The following is a 16,559-nucleotide window of genomic DNA, read 5'->3' as shown; positions in this document are numbered from 1 at the left end:
TAGCTGTGAACCGACAGCCCCGAGCGATAGCTGTGAACCGACAGTCGCGAGCGATAGCTGTGAACCGACAGTCGCGAGCGACTGCTCAGTGACAGCCGCAGGACGCGCGAGCGTGCACCTCGGGCCGCGGAGGGGTGCGACTGCCCTCGACCGGCATCCCCATCTCGCCCAGCAGCACCCGGCCGCAAACCCGGCCCAGCTCGACCGGTTCGGTGGCGATGCTGCTGATCGACGGGTTCCACATCGCGGACTGGCGCAGGTCGTCGATGCCCAGCACCGCGCAGGACGCCGCGTCGGGCGTGCCGAGCCGCAACGCCCGCGCCACGCCGTAGGCCACGTTGTCGCTGTGGCACAGCAGCCCGTCGGGCGGCGGCCCGGCCGCGAGCAGCTCGGCCGCGCGACGGTACGCGGCCTCCGCGGTCGCCTCCACCGGCTCCGACCAGGTCGCGTCCCAGTCGGCGCCGGCTTCGCCGACCGCCCGGCGGAAGCTGTCCAGGCGGCGTACCCGCGGCGAGGCCAGGGGGTCGCCGCCGAAGTAGGCCACCCGGCGGCAGCCGTGCACGGTGGTCAGGTGCTCGGCGCCGAGCCGGCCGATGGCCACCTCGTCGGTGCCGACGAAGGGCAGCTCCACGCCGTCGATGTGCCGCAGCAGCAGCACCGTCGGCAGGCCGCTGCGGCGCAGGCCGGTGAAATGGTCGGCGGCCGAGGTCAGCGCGGGGATGGAGACCACGCCGGCCGCCCGGTGCTCGACCAGGGACTGCAGGATCTGCCGCTGCAGGTCCAGCCGGTCGACGGTGTTGGCGATCACGACGAAGAAGCCGAGTTCCCCGAGCACCTCCTGCACGCCCAGGGACACCTCGGCGACGAACGGGTTCATCACGTCCGGCATCACCAGGCCGACCAGGTCGTTGCGCTGGGTCCGCAGGTTCGCGGCGGCCTGGTTGTAGATGTACCCCAGCCGTTCGGCCTCGGCCAGGACGGCGGTCCTGGTGGCCGCCGACACCAGCGGGCTGTCGCGCATCACCAGCGAGACGGTGGCCCGGGACAGGCCGAGCGAGTTGGCCACGTCGATCATCCGCACCCGTCGGACGCGGTCACCCCGTTCGCGCGCTTCCCGCACGTCTCACCTCCTGCGCCCGCACCGCGTGCGTGAGCCGGAACGTCGTCGCCGAGGCCGGCACCCGTCTCGCGATCATCAGGTGATCGGACGGCCCCAGGATAGCCCGATCCCGACCGGCGGGAGCAGCGCGAGGGCCGACGACGGTGACCGGCGGGCGGTCGGCCCCGGTTCGGTCGCGGGTGAACCCGTGACCGAACCGGAGCCGGGGAGGCGTTCCCGGCCGGGTCCGGCGGCCTTAAGGTGTTACCAGCGGTAACGGCTGCTCGCTTCGAGGGGTGCGGCGCATGACGGGGTTCTGCCCGGAGCTGAGTGACGACGTGGTGCGGGTGCGCGACTGGGTGCACGAGTTCGCCCGCGACGTGATCCGCCCGGCGGGCGCCGAATGGGACGAGCGCGAGGAGACGCCCTGGCCGGTCATCCAGGAGGCGGCCAAGATCGGGCTGTACTCGCTCGACTTCTTCGCCACCCAGTGGTTCGAGGAGAGCAGGCTGGCGCTGCCGGTGGCGTTCGAGGAGATCTTCTGGGGCGACGCGGGGATCGGCCTGTCCATCACCGGCACCGGCCTGGCCGCCGCCGCCCTGGCCGCGAACGGCACCTCCGAGCAGATGGGGGAGTGGCTGCCGCAGATGTTCGGGACGGAGAGCGAGGTCAGGCTGGGCGCGTTCTGCGCCTCGGAGCCCGACGCGGGCTCCGACGTCGGCGCCATCCGCACCAGGGCCGTCCGCGACGGTGGTGACTGGGTGCTCAACGGCGTCAAGACCTGGGCCACGAACGGCGGCATCGCCGACGTCCACGTGATCGTCGCCTCCGTGGACCCGTCGCTCGGCACCCGTGGCCAGGCGTCGTTCGTCGTCCCGCCGGGCACGCCGGGGCTGTCCATGGGGCGGAAGTTCCGCAAGCACGGCATCCGCGCCTCGCACACGGCCGAGGTCGTCCTGGAGGACGTACGGGTGCCCGCCGCCTCGTGCCTGCTCGGCGGTGCGGAGAAGCTGGAGGCGCGGCTGGCCCGGGTACGCGAGGGGGAGCGGGCGGGCGAGCAGGCCGCGATGCGTACGTTCGAGACCACCCGCCCGTCGGTGGCGGCGATGGCGGTGGGCATCGCGCGGGCCGGCTTCGAGTACACCAGGGACTACGCCCGCGAACGCGAGCAGTTCGGCCGCAGGATCGGCGAGAACCAGGCCGTCGCCTTCCTCCTCGCCGACATGGCCACGCGGGTGGACATGGCCCGGTTGCTGACGTGGCGGGCGGCGTGGATGGCCCGCCGGGGCAGGCGGTTCGAGCGGGCGGAGGGCTCGATGTCGAAGCTGGTGGCGGGGGAGACGGCGGTGTGGGTGACGGAGCAGGCGATCCAGATCCTGGGCGGCGCCGGGTACACCAGGGAGCACCCGGTGGAACGCTTCCACCGGGATGCCAAGATCTACACCATCTTCGAGGGCACGTCCGAGATCCAGCGGCTGATCATCGGCCGCGCGGTCACCGGCCTGCCCGTCAGGTGACGTTCCCGCGTCAGCAGTCGCAGGAGACGGCGAGAGCCGGAGCGGTCAGGTCGTCCGCCGGACGCCGGATCAGGCCCTGCTCCGTCCGCACCGGGAAGCCCTCCCGCACCCAGTACTCGTAGCCGCCGATCATCTCCTTGACCGGGTAGCCGAGTCTGGCGAACTCCAGGGCCGCCCGGGTGGCCCCGTTGCAGCCGGGACCCCAGCAGTAGGTGACGACGGCGGCGCCGGGCGGGACGGCCTCCGCCGCCCGCGCGGCGATCTCCCGCGTCGGCAGGTGCACGGCGCCGGGCAGGTGCCCCTGTCGCCAGGACTCGGCGCCGCGCGAATCGACCACGACCAGCCCGGGTACGCCCGCCTCCAGGTCGGCGTGGACGTCGCTGACATCGGTCTCGAACGACAGCCGCGCGGCGAAGTGGGCGAGAGCCGCCGCCGGGGCGGCCGGAGGGACGGAGAGTACGTTCGACGAGAGGGGAAGCGCGTTCGCCGGGTTCGGGATTCTGCTCATGTCCAGGATCCTGCTCATGGCCGGTGGCCGAGAACAGCGGCGCGAACGACAGCCTCCGCTAATATTCCGCCACATGGCGCCACGACCTGACCGTCCTGACCGACGCCGCACAGTGGCCGTCCTCGCCTACCCCGGCATGTCGGTCTTCGAGACCGGCATCGTCACCGAGGTGTTCGGGCTGCCCCGCCCCGAACTCGACGTCCCCTGGTACGACCTGACCATCTGCGCCGAGCGGCCGGGACCGGTGCCCGTCATCGGTGGCGCCGGCCTGCACACGCCGTACGGCCTCGACGTCTTCGCGCGGGCGGAGACCCTGATCGTGCCCGGGGTGCCCGACGTCCGGGCCGACCCGTCGCCGGAGCTGGCGGCGGCGCTGCGCCAGGCGCACCAGCGCGGCGCCCGGGTCATGTCGATCTGCTCCGGGGCGTTCGCGCTGGCCGGGGCGGGCCTGCTCGACGGGCGCCGGGCCACCACCCACTGGCAGTACGCCGACCTGCTGCGCCGCCGCTACCCGAACGTCGACGTCGACCCGAACGTCCTCTACGTCGACCACGGCACCCTGCTGACCAGCGCAGGCAGCGCCGCCGGGCTCGACCTCTGCCTGCACGTCGTCCGGCAGGACCACGGCTCGGCCATCGCCAACGCGGTCGCCCGGCGGCTGGTGACCCAGCCGCACAGGGAAGGCGGGCAGGCCCAGTTCATCGAGGCGCCGATGCCCGCGGCCCCGGACGACGACCGCGTCACGCAGAGCATGACCTGGGCGCTGGAGAACCTGGGCCATCCCATCACCGCCGAGACCCTGGCCCGCCGGGCGCACATGTCGACCCGTACGTATCTGCGGCACTTCGCCCGCGCCACCGGCACCAGCCCGATCCGCTGGCTGATCAACCAGCGGGTGCAGGCCAGCCTGGCGCTGCTGGAGGGCACGGACGCGCCGGTCGAGGAGATCGCGCGGACGGTCGGGTTCGACACCCCCGTCACCTACCGCCACCACTTCACCCGGGTGATGCAGACGTCCCCGTCCGCCTACCGCCGGGCCTTCCACACCGGCGGATAGCCCGCTCCCCGGCCGTCTGCCGAGACGGCGGGACCTGGTTTCAGCAAGTGGACATATGGGATGAGCTGCGCACTTTCCATTACCTCGTAAGCAGAGCTAATATTTCTATATGAGTGTGGAGGATCTGCCCGTAGCCCTGGCCGGTGTCCTGACCGGGATCAACCGGTTGATCCGGCGCAGGCTGCGGCGGGAGATGACCGGGCCGCCGCTGCGTGGCGCGCAGGTCGAGCTGCTGCGGCTGGTCGTCGCCGAGCCCGGCGTCAGCGTCTCGGCCGCGGCCAAGGAGCTCTACCTGGCGGGCAACTCGGTGTCCACGCTGGTCAACCAGCTCACCGCCGCCGGGCTGCTGCGCCGCGAGACGCGCCGCGACGACCGCAGGGCCGTCCGGCTGCTGCCCACGCCCGAGGCCGAGGCGCGGCTGCGGGCCTGGCAGGAGCGGCGCGCGGCGCTCGTACGCGAGCACGTGGAACGACTGGACGAGGCCGACAGGAAGGCGCTGGCCGCCGCGCTCCCCGCACTGCGCAGACTGGCCGGCAATCTGCAGGAGGAGGCGACCACGGCGTGACGGACACGCGTGAGAATGACGACGGGATGCCACCGGAGGCGGACGCGGTGACGTGCACGGGTCTGAGCTACGCGTTCGGCGGCTCGAAGGCCGTCGACGGGCTCGACCTGACCGTGCGTTCCGGCGAGGTGTTCGGGCTGCTCGGGCCCAACGGCGCGGGCAAGACCACCGCGATCCGCTGCGTGACGACGCTGCTGCCCGTCCCGCCCGGCATGGCGCGGGTGTTCGGGCACGACGTGGCCACCGACCGGATGGGCGTGCGCCGGCTGCTCGGCTACGTTCCCCAGCAGTTGTCCGCCGACGCGAGCCTGACCGGCCGCGAGAACGTCTCGCTCTTCGCCCGCGTCTTCGACGTGCCGCGCCGCGAGCGCGCCGGCCGCGTCGCCCAGGCGCTGGAGGCGGTCGGGCTCGCCGACGCCGCCGAGCGGATGGCCGGCACCTACTCCGGCGGCATGGTACGCCGCCTGGAGCTGGCCCAGGCCCTGGTCAGCGCGCCGCGCCTGCTGATACTCGACGAGCCCACGATCGGGCTCGACCCCATCGCCCGCACCGGAGTGTGGGAGCACATCATGGCGGTACGCGCCGCCAGCGGGATGACCGTCCTGGTCACCACGCACTACATGGACGAGGCCGACCAGTACTGCGACCGGGTCGCGCTCATGCACCAGGGGCGGATCCGCGCGCTCGGCGAGCCGGACCGGCTCACCGACGACCTGCGCGCCCGGCTCGGCGGCGACTCGGCCCCGACGCTGGAGGACGTCTTCCGCGACGTCGCCGGCAGCGGCCTCGACGACGGAGGGGAGTTTCGCGATGTCCGCCGTACCCGCGCCACCGCCTCCCGCGTCGGCTGACGGCGGGATCGGGCTGCTGCTCAGCCCGCCGCGCTCGCGGCCGGCGTGGCGGCTGGTCCCCGCCAGGGTCGTCGCGATGTGCGTGGTGGAGCTGCAGAAGCTGCGCCACGACCGTACCGAGCTGTACACCCGCGCGATCCAGCCCGCACTGTGGCTGCTGATCTTCGGGGAGACGTTCACCCGCATCAACGTGATCCCGACCGGCGGCATCGCCTACCGCGACTACCTCGCGCCGGGGATCATCGCCCAGTCGACCATGTTCATCGCCATCTTCTACGGCATCCAGATCATCTGGGAACGCGACTCCGGTGTCCTGACCAAGCTCCTGGTCACGCCGACGCCGCGGGTCGCCCTGGTGACGGGCAAGGCGTTCGCCGCCGGGGTGAAGGCGATCATCCAGGCCGTCGTGGTGGTGGTCATCGCCGCGCTGCTGGGGGTGAGCATGTCGTGGAACCCGCTGCACCTGGCGGGGGTGATCGTCGTCGTGCTGCTCGGGTCGGCGTTCTTCTCCTGCCTGTCGGTGACGATCGCCGGGATCGTACGGACGCGCGACCGGCTGATGGGCATCGGGCAGGCCATCACGATGCCGCTGTTCTTCGCCTCCAACGCGCTCTACCCGACCGCGGCCATGCCCGGCTGGCTGCAGGTCATCAGCGCGGTCAACCCGCTCAGCTACGAGGTGGACGCGCTGCGCGGGCTGCTGCTGGGCATCCCCGCGCACCTGCCGCTGGACTTCGCGGTGCTGATCGTGGCCGCGGCCCTCGGCATCACGGCGGCCTCGGCGCTGCTGGGACGGCTGGCCCGCTGACCGCCCGCCGCGCGCGGCGGCTCACGCCGTCAGGCCCGCCTGCTCCTCCAGGTGGGCGAGGGCCCCGACGGGCTCCTCGGCGAAGAAGACCAGGTCGGTGAGCGGCAGCGGCAGGAAACCCTCTTCTTCCATGCGCTGGAACTGCTGCTTGAGCCCGTCGTAGAAACCGGCGGTGTTCAGCAGCACGACCGGCTTGTCGTGCAGGTTGTGCTTCTTCAGCTCCAGGATCTCGGTGGCCTCGTCGAGCGTGCCCGTGCCGCCCACCATGATCACGATGGCGTCGGCGCGGGAGAGGAGCTGCGCCTTGCGTTCGGCCAGGTCGCGGGCGATCACCATCTCGTCGGCGCCCGCGCGGGCCTTGTCGGCCAGGAACTCGACCGAGATGCCGACCAGGCGCCCGCCCGCCTCCTGCACGCCGTCGGCCATGACCTTCATCAGGCCCACGTCGGAGCCGCCCCACACCAGGGTGTGGCCGCCCTTGCCGATCAGCTCGGCGAACTGGCGGGCGGGCACGGTGTAACGGTCGTCGAGGTCGGCGGCGGAGCAGAAGACGCAGATTTTCACAGCCGCCACTGTACGCCAGGCCCGACAGGCGCGGGCCTTTCGCCCGAAGCGGGCACCCGTCAGTGAGCGGTGGTTCGGTCAGTGGCGAGGGCGGTGGAGGAGGAGCATCGCGGCGTCGTCCAGCAGCGGGCCGCCCGTGTGCTCGACGAGGTCCGCGCGCAGCGTGTCGAGTGCCGCCTGCGGGTCCTCGCGCCGCAGCAGCCCGGACCGCTCCACCAGCGGGTAGAACTCCCCGGCCGCGTTCCTGGCCTCGATGACGCCGTCGGTGAAGAACAGGATCCGGTCACCGCCCTCGAACGGGACGCGGTACGCCTTCGCCGCCGTCGGGTCGAACGCGCCCAGCCCCAGGGGCAGCCCCGGCTCGGACGGCTCGACACTGATCAGCCCGCCGGCGCCGAGGACGAGCAGCGGCGGCGGATGGCCGAAGTTCACCAGCGCCATCTCCGTCTCGTGCACCTCGGCGATGATCGCGGTGACGAACTTCTCGCCGCCCAGATGCCGGGCCAGGCTGGCCTCCAGCCGGTCGCCGATGTCGGCCAGGTCGGCCTCGTCGTAGGCCGCCTCCCGGAAGGCGCCCAGCACCCAGGCCGCCGTTTCGACCGCCGCCAGGCCCTTGCCCTGCACGTCGCCGATCAGCAGCCGGACGCCGTGCGGGGTCGTGACGATCTCGTACAGGTCGCCGCCGATCCGCGCCTCGGCCGCCGCCGACGTGTACGACAGCGCCACCCGCAGATCCCCCGCCCGCCGCGGCACCGGCCGCAGCAGCACCCGCTGGGCCGCCTCGGCGACCTGCCGGACGCTGGCCAGCTCCCGTTCGCGCTCCAGGCGCAGGCGGGCGGCCAGCATGCTCGCCGCGGTGACGCCGGCGATGCCGATGACGGTCAGGTTGTTCTCCCACGTGAACAGCAGGTCGTTGTAGAGCGCCATGGGCACGCAGATGGCCAGCGCGACCGCCCCGACGGCGGCGGTTCTGCGTACGCCGCCCGACACCGACGCGAACGCCGGCCCCAGCGTGAGCAGCGGCAGGAAGACCACGGATTGGCCGGCCAGCAGATCGATCGCGGCGACGCCCAGCATGACGACGAACGGAAGCCACCGCAGAACCCGCAAAGACCTCACCCGACCCCCGAAGAACACGCATCAACCGCCGTTGACGTACCAGCATCGCGTACGGCGTGTCCCGTTCTCAAGCGCGATCAGCATCCGGTGCCGAACAGACTCCGCCGCTGGTTCCGTCAATTGGTGATTTCGCCGCTTCTATTGGCGTATTTGCCGAAATTGTGGTCATCGCGGTACACAGCGTGAATCCGCCCGGCGTTTCCCGCGCTCCGCTGCATTTCCTTGAACCCGGCTGGATTCGGGTTTGACAGAAAGGGGTCACGAGAGGGCCATGGCCGACACGAGCATTCGGCGATCACTGGTGGTCTCCGGGGAGTTCCGGGTCTGGGTGTCCTCGCGGACCGACCTGGTCACGGGGTTGTCCGGAGTCTGGTTCGGGGTCGGGCCGATGGTCGACGCCTGGGTGCACACCAATCTGAGCGAACTGGCGACGTTCTTCACAGCGTGGCACGCGTTGCTCTATTCGGGCTGATGTGGCACACGTTCCTCGGTATCTAGACAAGCCTCGATATCTAGGCCCAGTACGCCACCGGCGACCGCATCGTCACCCTCCCCTTCACCGTGGACGTGACCGCCTCGGAGGTCCGCGAATGAAGCGCGCCGGCCGCCGCCGTGACGGTGTTCGTGGTGGTCGGGTCCGCCTCGACGGGACGGCGGGGGAGGGACGACTCGCCGTCAAAGCCCTGATCAACGATCATGAACCACCGGCGGCCCGGTCCGTCGCACTTTCCGCCGAATGTCCGCCCCCAAGGGGTTGACAGACGTCACGGCTCCTTAAATTATTATTCCGACTTGTATAGTAGGAATCATAGGGAAGGGGAGATCGTGCGAGCGCTCATCCTGCTCGGGCTGGTCGGCCTCGCGGCCCAGCTCGTCGATGGCAGCCTCGGCATGGCGTACGGCGTCACGTCGACGACACTCCTGCTGGCCATCGGCACGAACGCGGCAGCCGCCTCGGCCACCGTTCACCTCGCCGAAATCGGCACCACGCTCGCCTCGGGCATCTCCCACTGGCGCTTCGGGAACGTGGACTGGAAGGTCGTCGCCAAGATCGGCATTCCCGGGGCCGTCGGGGCGTTCGCCGGGGCGACGTTCCTGTCCAGCCTGTCCACCGAGATCGCCGCCCCGGTCATGTCGATCATTCTGCTGACCCTGGGCCTCTACATCCTCATCCGCTTCACCGCCTTCGGCCTGCCGCGCGGCAACCTGGGCAAGCCGTTGCGCAGGCGCTTCCTGGCGCCGCTCGGCCTGGTGGCCGGCTTCGTCGACGCCACCGGCGGTGGCGGCTGGGGCCCGGTCGGCACCCCCGCCATCCTGGCCAGCGGCCGGATGGCCCCGCGCAAGGTGATCGGCTCGATCGACGCCAGCGAGTTCCTCGTCGCCATCGCCGCCAGCATCGGCTTCTTCGTCGGCATCGGCTCGGAGAACATCAACTTCTCCTGGGTGGCCGTGCTGCTGCTCGGCGGCGTCATCGCCGCGCCGATCGCGGCCTGGCTCGTCCGGCACATCCCGCCGCGCATCCTGGGCTCGGCCGTGGGCGGCGTCATCATCCTGACGAACGTGCGCACCCTGCTGCGCAGCGACTGGATCGACGCCTCCAGCGGCGTCCAGACGGTCGCGTACGTGGTCATCGCCATCCTGTGGGCGGCCGCCATCGCCTGGTCGGTCCGCGAATACCGTCGTGACAAGGCGAACGAGTCGGTCGAGGCGGTGGAGAGCGACCTGCAGCGGCGTACCGAAGAGGAGGAGACGGCCCCCGCCTGAGCCGGCCCATGAGAATATCCGCGCGCACTCAGTACGCCCTCGGCGCCATGCTCGCCCTGGCCGTGGCCGACCGTCCGGTGCACGCCGAACGGATCGCCGTCACCCAGGAGATCCCGCGCCGATTCTGTGACAACATCCTTCTCCAACTCCGCCGGGCCGGGCTGATTCGCAGTCAGCGCGGCCCGGACGGAGGCTACTGGCTGGCCCGCCCGGCCGGGGAGATCGCGCTCGCCGACGTCATTCGCGTGACGGAGGGCGTCGAGCCGGAGATCCGGCCCTTCTCCCCGGCCGCCGCGCCGCTGGCCGCGATCTGGGACCGGCTGCGCAGCCACGAGGACGCGCTGCTCAGCGAGATCACCCTCGCCGACGTCGTCGCCTCCGGCGCCTCCTCCGGCGCCTCTTTTGCCAATGGCCACCCCGGGCCCGCCGACCTGGTCGAGCCCGCCGCGCCTGCCCGGTCAGCCGAGTCCGCCCCGTCCGACCGCCCGGCCGACCCCGAGTCCGCCCCGGCCGATCCAGGGTCCGCCCGCCTGGCCGCCCCGGAGGCGTCATGACGTCCGGCCGCCGCCCGGTGTGCCCGGGCTCCGTGACATGGCAAGCTGGCACCCGTGGGTTTCGGGGTGCGGGAGTTCGAGCTGGCGTTGATGCACCGCATGCGCGACCTCAACCCCGCCAGGGTCGAGCAGGCGCTGCACGCGATGGACGCCTCCCGCGCCGAGCTACGTGACGCGCACACCCGCTGGACCCGCCTGGCGCACGCCCCCCGAGCGCCGAAGGGCGCCGCCGCGCTGCGGATGGCGCTGGGCCCCGCCCCCTATCGGGGCAGCAGACCGGCGGGCAGCCTGACCTGCGACGTCCTGCGCTGGCCGCTGCCCTCGTGGCCGGGCCTGGAGTACGAGGCGCTGCTCGGCCCCGGCGGCGAGCTGTGGAACCAGTGGTTCGTCCGCCCCTCCGGCCCCGCCGCGCTCGCGCTGACCGACCTCACCCCCTGGACGTGCGTCGTCGGCGACCTCGGCGCGAGTTTCCCCGGCGCGGTGCAGATCGACGGCCCCGCCCCGCACCATTGGACGGTCGACTTCCGCCACGGCGGGCGGGCCTACCGGGCCCGGTTCGTCCACGGACTCCTCCAACGCCTCGACCCGGCCCCGCCCAGTTCTATGGGGAGGAGCGAGGCGGCTGATTAGAGTGCCGGACATGGCGAATCTTGATGTGAATCGTCCGGAAATGGCGGAGTTGGGACGGCAGGCCGTGGAGGTGCTGGCCGACTGGCTGGAGGCGCTGGAGGAGTCACCCGCCAGCGACTACACGAGCCCCGCCGGGCTGGCCGAGCGGGTGCGGCGGCCGCCCGGCGACGATCCCGGCGACTTCGGCGAGCTGGTGGCGACCTTCCTGGAGGCGGCCGGGCAGGGCGTCAACACGGCGGGGCCGGGTTACCTGGCGTACTTCCCGGCCGGTGGGCTCTACTCCGCCGCGCTGGCCGAGCTGCTGGCCAACGCCGCCAACCGCTACACCGGCCTGGCGCAGACGGCTCCCGCCCTGGTCGGCATGGAGCACGGCGTGCTGACCTGGCTCTGCGAACGGTTCGGGCTGCCCCGGGGAGCGGCCGGGATCACCACCACCGGAGGGTCGGTGGCCACGCTGTCGGCCGTGCTGGCCGCCCGGCACGACCGCCTGGGTGAGGACCTGTCCGGCGGCACCCTGTACGTGACCGGCCACACCCACCACTGCGTGGCCAAGGCCGCGCGGGTGTGCGGCCTGCCCGCGAAGAACGTCCGTCAGGTGCCCGCCACCGACGGCCTGCGCATGGACGTGCGCGCCGCCGCCGAGCTGATCGCCGCCGACCGGGCCGCCGGGTTACGGCCCTTCCTGCTGGCCGGCACCGCGGGCACCACCGGCACGGGCACGATCGACCCGCTGCCCGAGCTGGCCGGGCTGGCCCGCCGCGAAGGGCTGTGGTTCCACGTGGACGCGGCCTACGGCGGCGGCTTCCAGCTCACCCGGCGCGGCCGGGCCAGGCTGGCCGGGATCGAGCACGCCGACTCGATCGCGCTCGACCCCCACAAGAGCCTTTTCCTGCCCTACGGAACCGGGGTGCTGCTGGTGCGCGACCCGGCCCTGCTGCACGCCGCCCACGCCGCCGACGGCGACTACCTCCAGGACCTCAACCCGCTGGACGACCTGCCCGACTACGCGAACCTCGGCGTCGAGCTGACCCGCGAGTTCCGCGGCCTGCGGCTGTGGCTGCCGCTGCACCTGCACGGCGTACGGGCGTTCGAACGCGAGCTGGACGAGAAGCTGGACCTGGCCGCGCTCGTGCACCGCGAGCTGGCCGCCGACCCCCGCTTCGAGGTGCCCTGGGAGCCGGATCTCACGGTCGTGATGTTCCGGCTGCGCGACGAAGGGGGCGGCGACGGGGACGAGGGCGAGGGCGGCGACGAGCTGAACCGGCGGCTGCTGCACGAGATCAACGCCACCCGGCGGGTCTATCTCAGCAGCACCACCGTGGGCGGCCGGTTCTACCTGCGCCTGTGCGTGCTCAGCTTCCGCACCCACGCCCACCACGTCCGGCGGGCGCTGCGCATCGTGCGGGAGTCGGCCGGCCGCCTGGCCGATGGGTGCCTGGCCGATGGGTGATCGTCCGGCCGGGTCAGGCCACCTTCGTCCGGTGGGCGACCTTGCCCCACACCTTGAACAGCCGCTTGGCCGAGCCGCCCACCGGGCCGACCGCCTCGTAGAGCACCTTCCGCGAGACCGGCTCGGCCGTCTCGACGGCGGTGACGGCGTCGTCCGCCGAGGTGATCGTGTGCGTGCAGACGCTCAGCAGGTAGTCGGGGATCTTCAGCTCCGGATCGGTGCAGCCCACCAGCGGCACGCCCATGGCGGCGACCACGGGGAAGACGGTCCCGGGGATGCCGATGGCGGCCTCCGCCCTGGCCGACGCCTGGACCGACGTCACGGTGCTGATCTCGTACTTGTCCCAGAGCGTGCGGTCCTCGCGCGGGTGCAGGCCGACCAGGATGTGCTTGCCGGCCGCCGCGAGCCGCTCGGCCGCGGCGAGCAGCAGCTCGGTGCCGGGCGCGGAGCCGCCGGTCTCGCTCGACTTCGTCACGCTGGTCAGCACCAGTACGGTGCCCGCCTCGGGAGCGTACCTGGGCAGCGCGTCGGTCTGCGGCGTGCCCACGACCTCGATGTGCCGGCGCGTGCCGAGGTAGTCGTCGAACACCTTCGCCTCCGCGGGCGACGACGCGGTGATCGCCCGCAGCCGTCCGCGGAACTCCTTGGCCCGCGGCGCCTCCACCGGCAACTGGTACGCCAGCGAGCTGGCCACCAGCGGCAGCCGGCGCAACCGGGCGGCGCACTCGGCCGGCCAGTCCCCCGCGCCCGTCACCACGAGGATGTCGGCCTCGGTGATCTCGTCGATCAGCGCGACCGGCACCGGGTCGCCGGGCTTGATCCCGGACCGGTCCGGCACGAGCTGCACGACCTCCCAGCCCTGGCGGCGCGCCTCGGGGAGGAGCGGGGCCGCGTGGTAGGTGCCCCACTGCTCGTTCGTGGCGATCAGCAGGCGCGGCTTGCGCCCGGGTCGCGTCGCCGCCTGGGCCGGGACGCCGCCGCCCAGGACGGTGAGCCCGGCCCCGGCCAGCGCGCCGGTGAGCAACGACCGCCGCGAAAGGGTACTTACGGGAGAAATGTCATTCAAAGCCATGAAATGACAACTTATGGGGTGGTTCAGGCTGTTTTGTAAACACAGCTCGTCCGCCAGGCGAACGGGAGCAGGGAAGGCCGCGAGACGGCCGGGCCGCCCAAAGGGCCGCGGCCTGCCTGATGGTCACGGCAGAAGGCCACGGCCCTGGAAGCCTACTCCCTCGAACGGGTCAGGCGACCGCACTCAGGCGAACCGCGTTGATCTCGTCGGCCAGGACCTGCAGCCGGGGCCGCAGCTCCTCGTCCAGCGGCGTGATCTGGGTGTCCAGCACGAACAGGCCGCGGGTCACGTGCCGCGCACCCAGCACGCTGAGCACGGGCCGCAGCGCGTAGTCGACCGCCAGCAGGTGCGCCTGCGTGCCGCCCGTGGCGATGGGCACCACGGTCTTCCCGGCGAACGCCTTCTGCGGCAGCCCGTCGAGGAACGCCTTGACCAGCCCGGTGTAGGCGGCCTTGTAGATGGGGGTGGCCAGGACGATCACGTCCGCCTCCGCCACCGACCGCGCCGCCTCGGCCAGGGCCGGATCGTCGGAGTGGCCCAGCAGGAGCGGCTCGGCGGGCAGGTCGCGCAGCCGCAGCAGCGAGACGGCGCCGTGCACCAGGCCGGCCACGTGGTTGAGTAGCTGTCCGGTACGGGAGCTGGCGGAGGGGCTGCCCGATACCAGGAGCACGCGGGTCGTCACGAAGGATCCCTTCAGAAGAGGCCGTTCAGCGGAGGTTGCGCGCCGGTCAGGCGATGGGCGCCGACCACGGCGGCCTTCCACGCGCGCGGATTGTGGTTGGCGACGGTCCTGGCGTTGCGCCAGTGCCGGTCGAGGTTGTGGCGGCGGGCCACCGCGGAGCCGCCGCCCACGTCGAACACCAGCTCGGCGGCCTTCAGCGCGGACTCGACGGCCACGAACTGGGCCTGGGCCACCTCGACCGTGGCCTCGGTGAGCAGGCCGGGGTCGAGCCCGCCGGACCAGGCGCGGTCGATGCTCTCGGCGGCCCGCAGCACGGCCGACTCCGCCGCGTACGCCCGCGCCGAGATCTCGCCCACCGCGTGCCGCACGTACGGGTCGTCCACCGACCGGGCCGCGCCGCTGTGCTCGATGGGGCGGGCCCGCTCCCTGGCGAAGGCCACCGCGTCGGCGAGCGCGGCACGGGCGATCCCCGCCTCCACGGCGGCCAGGTAGAGCTGCATGAACGGGCCGACCGGCGAGCGCCCCGCGTCCCCCGGCCGCTTGACGAACTCCTCGGGCAGCACCTTGACCGCGTTCAGCCGGGTGGTGCCGCTGGCGGTCAGCCGCTGGCCGATGCCGTCGAAGTCGTCGAGGAGCTCCAGCCCCTCGCGGTCGCGCGGCAGGGTGAAGAACACCTTCTCGCCGTCGTCGTCCACGGCGACCAGGCTGATCCAGTCGGCGTAGAGGGCGCCGGTGCTGTAGTACTTGCTGCCGGTGACCGTGCCGTCGCGGGTGATGCGGGTGCGTACCTCGCCGTTGGCGCCGCCGATCTCCCAGCCGGCGTTGCCGAAGACGTCACCGGCCAGGTAGCGCGGGAACCAGCGCTCGCGTTCCGGCTCGGAGGCGGTGAGCAGGTGCTCGACCCGGCCGTAGCTGGAGCGTACGGCCTGGGCGACGTTGGAGTCGGCGGCGGCCAGGCCGATGAGGAAGTCGAAGACCTCCGCCACCCCGGCGCCTGCCCCGCCGTGCTCGGGCGGAATCCTGAACGTGAACAGCTCCGCGGCGGCCAGCGCGCGGATCTGCGCCCTGGGCAGCTCCCGGGACAGCTCACGCTCTGCGGCGCCGTCCGCCAGCTCGGGCAGCAGCTCCGCGGCCCGCCGCCGCAGCTCCGCGAGGGTGGTCATCGGGCTCCCGCCGCGGCGAACGGGACCGAGGCGGGCTCGTCGGGGGAGTGCTGCCCGGGGTGGCTCCACAGGCCACGCTCGCGCAGGATGGGCAGCACGCCCTCGCCGAACCAGTACGCCTCCTCCAGGTGCGGGTACCCGGACAGCACGAACTCGGTGAGCCCGAGCCGGTGGTACTCCTCGATGCGGTCGGCCACCTCGGTGTGGCTGCCGACCAGCGCCGTGCCCGCGCCGCCGCGCACCAGCCCGACGCCCGCCCACAGGTTGGGGTAGATCTCCAGGTCGTCGCGCCTGCCGCCGTGCAGGGCCAGCATGCGCTTCTGCCCCTCCGACTCGCTGCGGGCCAGACCCGCCTGCACCTTCTCGACGGTGGCCGGGTCGATGCCGTCGAGCAGCCTGCGGGCCTGGGCCCACGCCTGCTCGGCGGTGTCGCGGGAAATGACGTGCAGCCGGATGCCGTGCCTGAGCGTACGGCCCTCGGCGGCGGCCAGCCCGTTCACCCAGGCGAGCTTCTCGGCCACCGCGGCCGGCGGCTCGCCCCAGGTGAGGTACGCGTCCGCGTGCCGCGCCGCCACCGGCCCCGCCGCGGCCGACGAGCCGCCGAAGTAGACGTCGGGCACCGGGTCGGGCAGCCGGTTCAGCCGGGCCTGCTCGACCCTGAGGTGCGCGCCCTCGTGGGTCACCGTCTCGCCCCGCCACAACGAGCGCACCACGTGCAGGAACTCGTCGGTACGCGCGTAGCGTTCGTCCTTGTCCAGGAAGTCGCCGTAGGCGCGCTGCTCGTGGGGCTCGCCGCCGGTCACCACGTTGAGCAGCAGCCGCCCGCGCGAGTGCCACTGGAAGGTGGCCGCCATCTGCGCGGCCAGCGTGGGGGAGACCAGCCCGGGGCGGAAGGCCACCAGGAACTTCAGCCGCTCGGTGGTGTCGGCCAGCATGGCCGTGGTCAGCCAGGCGTCCTCGCACCACGCACCGGTGGGCGTCAGCGCCCCTTCGAAGCCGACCTGCTCGGCCGCGTGCACGATCTGCCGCAGGTAGGGCAGGGTGGCGGGGCGGGCGCCACCGGCCGCGCCCGCCGCCAGCCCGTGTCCCCCGCCCACGACGTCGCGGCTGTCGCCGTACGTGGGCAGGAACCAGTGGAACGTCAGCGTCATCGTCT

19 protein-coding genes are annotated in these 16,559 nt (G+C 72.5%); 10 read left to right on the top strand and 9 right to left on the bottom strand.

Translation table 11 applies throughout. The features are described from left to right. Positions 1–85: 85 nt before the first annotated feature. Positions 86–1,120: a LacI family DNA-binding transcriptional regulator gene (locus ABD844_RS01840; RefSeq protein ID WP_344872224.1), complete on the bottom strand. Its 1,035-nt coding sequence runs from the start codon at positions 1,118–1,120 to the stop codon at positions 86–88. A gap of 284 nt (positions 1,121–1,404) precedes the next feature. Here ABD844_RS01840 and ABD844_RS01835 point away from each other — a divergent pair, with 284 nt between their 5' ends. Continuing rightward, the gene (locus ABD844_RS01835; protein ID WP_344872222.1) at positions 1,405–2,616 is read left to right on the top strand and encodes an acyl-CoA dehydrogenase family protein; all 1,212 of its coding nucleotides are present in this window, start codon (positions 1,405–1,407) and stop codon (positions 2,614–2,616) included. A gap of 10 nt (positions 2,617–2,626) precedes the next feature. On the opposite strand, the gene ABD844_RS01830 is transcribed toward ABD844_RS01835, so the two are convergent. After that, positions 2,627–3,124 carry a rhodanese-like domain-containing protein gene (locus ABD844_RS01830; protein WP_344872220.1) on the bottom strand — a complete coding sequence of 166 codons (498 nt, stop codon included), beginning with the start codon at positions 3,122–3,124 and terminating at the stop codon, positions 2,627–2,629. Positions 3,125–3,197: 73 nt separating this feature from the next. Here ABD844_RS01830 and ABD844_RS01825 point away from each other — a divergent pair, with 73 nt between their 5' ends. The 4 genes from ABD844_RS01825 (at position 3,198) to ABD844_RS01810 (ending at position 6,405) form a co-directional block, all read left to right on the top strand. Continuing rightward, the gene (locus ABD844_RS01825) at positions 3,198–4,181 is read left to right on the top strand and encodes a helix-turn-helix domain-containing protein (protein WP_344872218.1); all 984 of its coding nucleotides are present in this window, start codon (positions 3,198–3,200) and stop codon (positions 4,179–4,181) included. A gap of 109 nt (positions 4,182–4,290) precedes the next feature. Next, on the top strand, positions 4,291–4,746 hold the full coding sequence (locus tag ABD844_RS01820; protein ID WP_344872216.1) for a MarR family transcriptional regulator: 456 nt from the start codon (positions 4,291–4,293) through the stop codon (positions 4,744–4,746). Next, positions 4,743–5,597 (top strand): ABC transporter ATP-binding protein, encoded by an 855-nt coding sequence (locus ABD844_RS01815; protein ID WP_344872213.1) that lies wholly within the window; start codon positions 4,743–4,745, stop codon positions 5,595–5,597. Before ABD844_RS01820 ends, ABD844_RS01815 begins: the two co-directional genes overlap by 4 nt. Then, positions 5,557–6,405 (top strand): ABC transporter permease, encoded by an 849-nt coding sequence (locus ABD844_RS01810; RefSeq protein WP_344872211.1) that lies wholly within the window; start codon positions 5,557–5,559, stop codon positions 6,403–6,405. The genes ABD844_RS01815 and ABD844_RS01810 overlap by 41 nt, the downstream gene beginning before the upstream one ends. Positions 6,406–6,426: 21 nt before the next feature. On the opposite strand, the gene ABD844_RS01805 is transcribed toward ABD844_RS01810, so the two are convergent. Next, positions 6,427–6,969 (bottom strand): LOG family protein, encoded by a 543-nt coding sequence (locus ABD844_RS01805; protein ID WP_344872209.1) that lies wholly within the window; start codon positions 6,967–6,969, stop codon positions 6,427–6,429. Between the two features lie 78 nt (positions 6,970–7,047). Beyond that, positions 7,048–8,088 (bottom strand): PP2C family protein-serine/threonine phosphatase, encoded by a 1,041-nt coding sequence (locus ABD844_RS01800; RefSeq protein ID WP_425568492.1) that lies wholly within the window; start codon positions 8,086–8,088, stop codon positions 7,048–7,050. 271 nt (positions 8,089–8,359) lie between these two features. On the opposite strand from ABD844_RS01800, the gene ABD844_RS01795 reads away from it, so the two are divergent. Further along, entirely contained in the window at positions 8,360–8,560 is a 201-nt protein-coding gene (locus ABD844_RS01795) for a hypothetical protein (protein ID WP_344872205.1), read from the top strand. Positions 8,561–8,600: 40 nt separating this feature from the next. Here ABD844_RS01795 and ABD844_RS01790 read toward each other — a convergent pair whose 3' ends face one another. Then, the gene (locus ABD844_RS01790) at positions 8,601–8,786 is read right to left on the bottom strand and encodes a hypothetical protein (protein WP_344872203.1); all 186 of its coding nucleotides are present in this window, start codon (positions 8,784–8,786) and stop codon (positions 8,601–8,603) included. A gap of 127 nt (positions 8,787–8,913) precedes the next feature. Here ABD844_RS01790 and ABD844_RS01785 point away from each other — a divergent pair, with 127 nt between their 5' ends. From ABD844_RS01785 to ABD844_RS01770, 4 genes are read left to right on the top strand one after another with little or no spacing between them, the layout of a single operon-like run. Next, positions 8,914–9,852: a sulfite exporter TauE/SafE family protein gene (locus tag ABD844_RS01785; protein WP_344872201.1), complete on the top strand. Its 939-nt coding sequence runs from the start codon at positions 8,914–8,916 to the stop codon at positions 9,850–9,852. 8 nt (positions 9,853–9,860) lie between these two features. Further along, positions 9,861–10,406 carry an RrF2 family transcriptional regulator gene (locus tag ABD844_RS01780; RefSeq protein ID WP_344872199.1) on the top strand — a complete coding sequence of 182 codons (546 nt, stop codon included), beginning with the start codon at positions 9,861–9,863 and terminating at the stop codon, positions 10,404–10,406. Between the two features lie 54 nt (positions 10,407–10,460). Further along, positions 10,461–11,036: a hypothetical protein gene (locus ABD844_RS01775; protein WP_344872197.1), complete on the top strand. Its 576-nt coding sequence runs from the start codon at positions 10,461–10,463 to the stop codon at positions 11,034–11,036. A 10-nt stretch (positions 11,037–11,046) separates the two neighbouring features. Further along, positions 11,047–12,486, top strand: a complete 1,440-nt coding sequence (locus ABD844_RS01770) for a pyridoxal phosphate-dependent decarboxylase family protein (RefSeq protein ID WP_344872195.1) — start codon at positions 11,047–11,049, stop codon at positions 12,484–12,486. 13 nt (positions 12,487–12,499) lie between these two features. Here the strand turns inward: ABD844_RS01770 and ABD844_RS01765 are convergent, their stop codons facing one another. The 4 genes from ABD844_RS01765 to ABD844_RS01750 all read right to left on the bottom strand — a co-directional run bounded on the left by ABD844_RS01765 (position 12,500) and on the right by ABD844_RS01750 (position 16,554). Then, positions 12,500–13,510, bottom strand: coding sequence for a hypothetical protein (locus tag ABD844_RS01765; protein WP_344872193.1), 1,011 nt, complete (start codon positions 13,508–13,510; stop codon positions 12,500–12,502). Positions 13,511–13,727: 217 nt separating this feature from the next. Further along, positions 13,728–14,240, bottom strand: a complete 513-nt coding sequence (gene ssuE, locus ABD844_RS01760; RefSeq protein ID WP_344872191.1) for an NADPH-dependent FMN reductase — start codon at positions 14,238–14,240, stop codon at positions 13,728–13,730. A gap of 11 nt (positions 14,241–14,251) precedes the next feature. Further along, positions 14,252–15,403: an acyl-CoA dehydrogenase family protein gene (locus ABD844_RS01755; RefSeq protein WP_344872189.1), complete on the bottom strand. Its 1,152-nt coding sequence runs from the start codon at positions 15,401–15,403 to the stop codon at positions 14,252–14,254. Next, positions 15,400–16,554, bottom strand: coding sequence for an LLM class flavin-dependent oxidoreductase (locus tag ABD844_RS01750; RefSeq protein WP_344872187.1), 1,155 nt, complete (start codon positions 16,552–16,554; stop codon positions 15,400–15,402). Before ABD844_RS01750 ends, ABD844_RS01755 begins: the two co-directional genes overlap by 4 nt. Positions 16,555–16,559: the final 5 nt, after the last annotated feature.

This window comes from Nonomuraea antimicrobica, from assembly GCF_039536965.1.
In the GTDB taxonomy this organism is placed as follows: Bacteria; Actinomycetota; Actinomycetes; order Streptosporangiales; family Streptosporangiaceae; genus Nonomuraea; species Nonomuraea antimicrobica.
The sequence above is the reverse complement of the archived record's forward strand: the minus strand, read 5'-3'. Positions and strand labels throughout refer to the sequence as shown.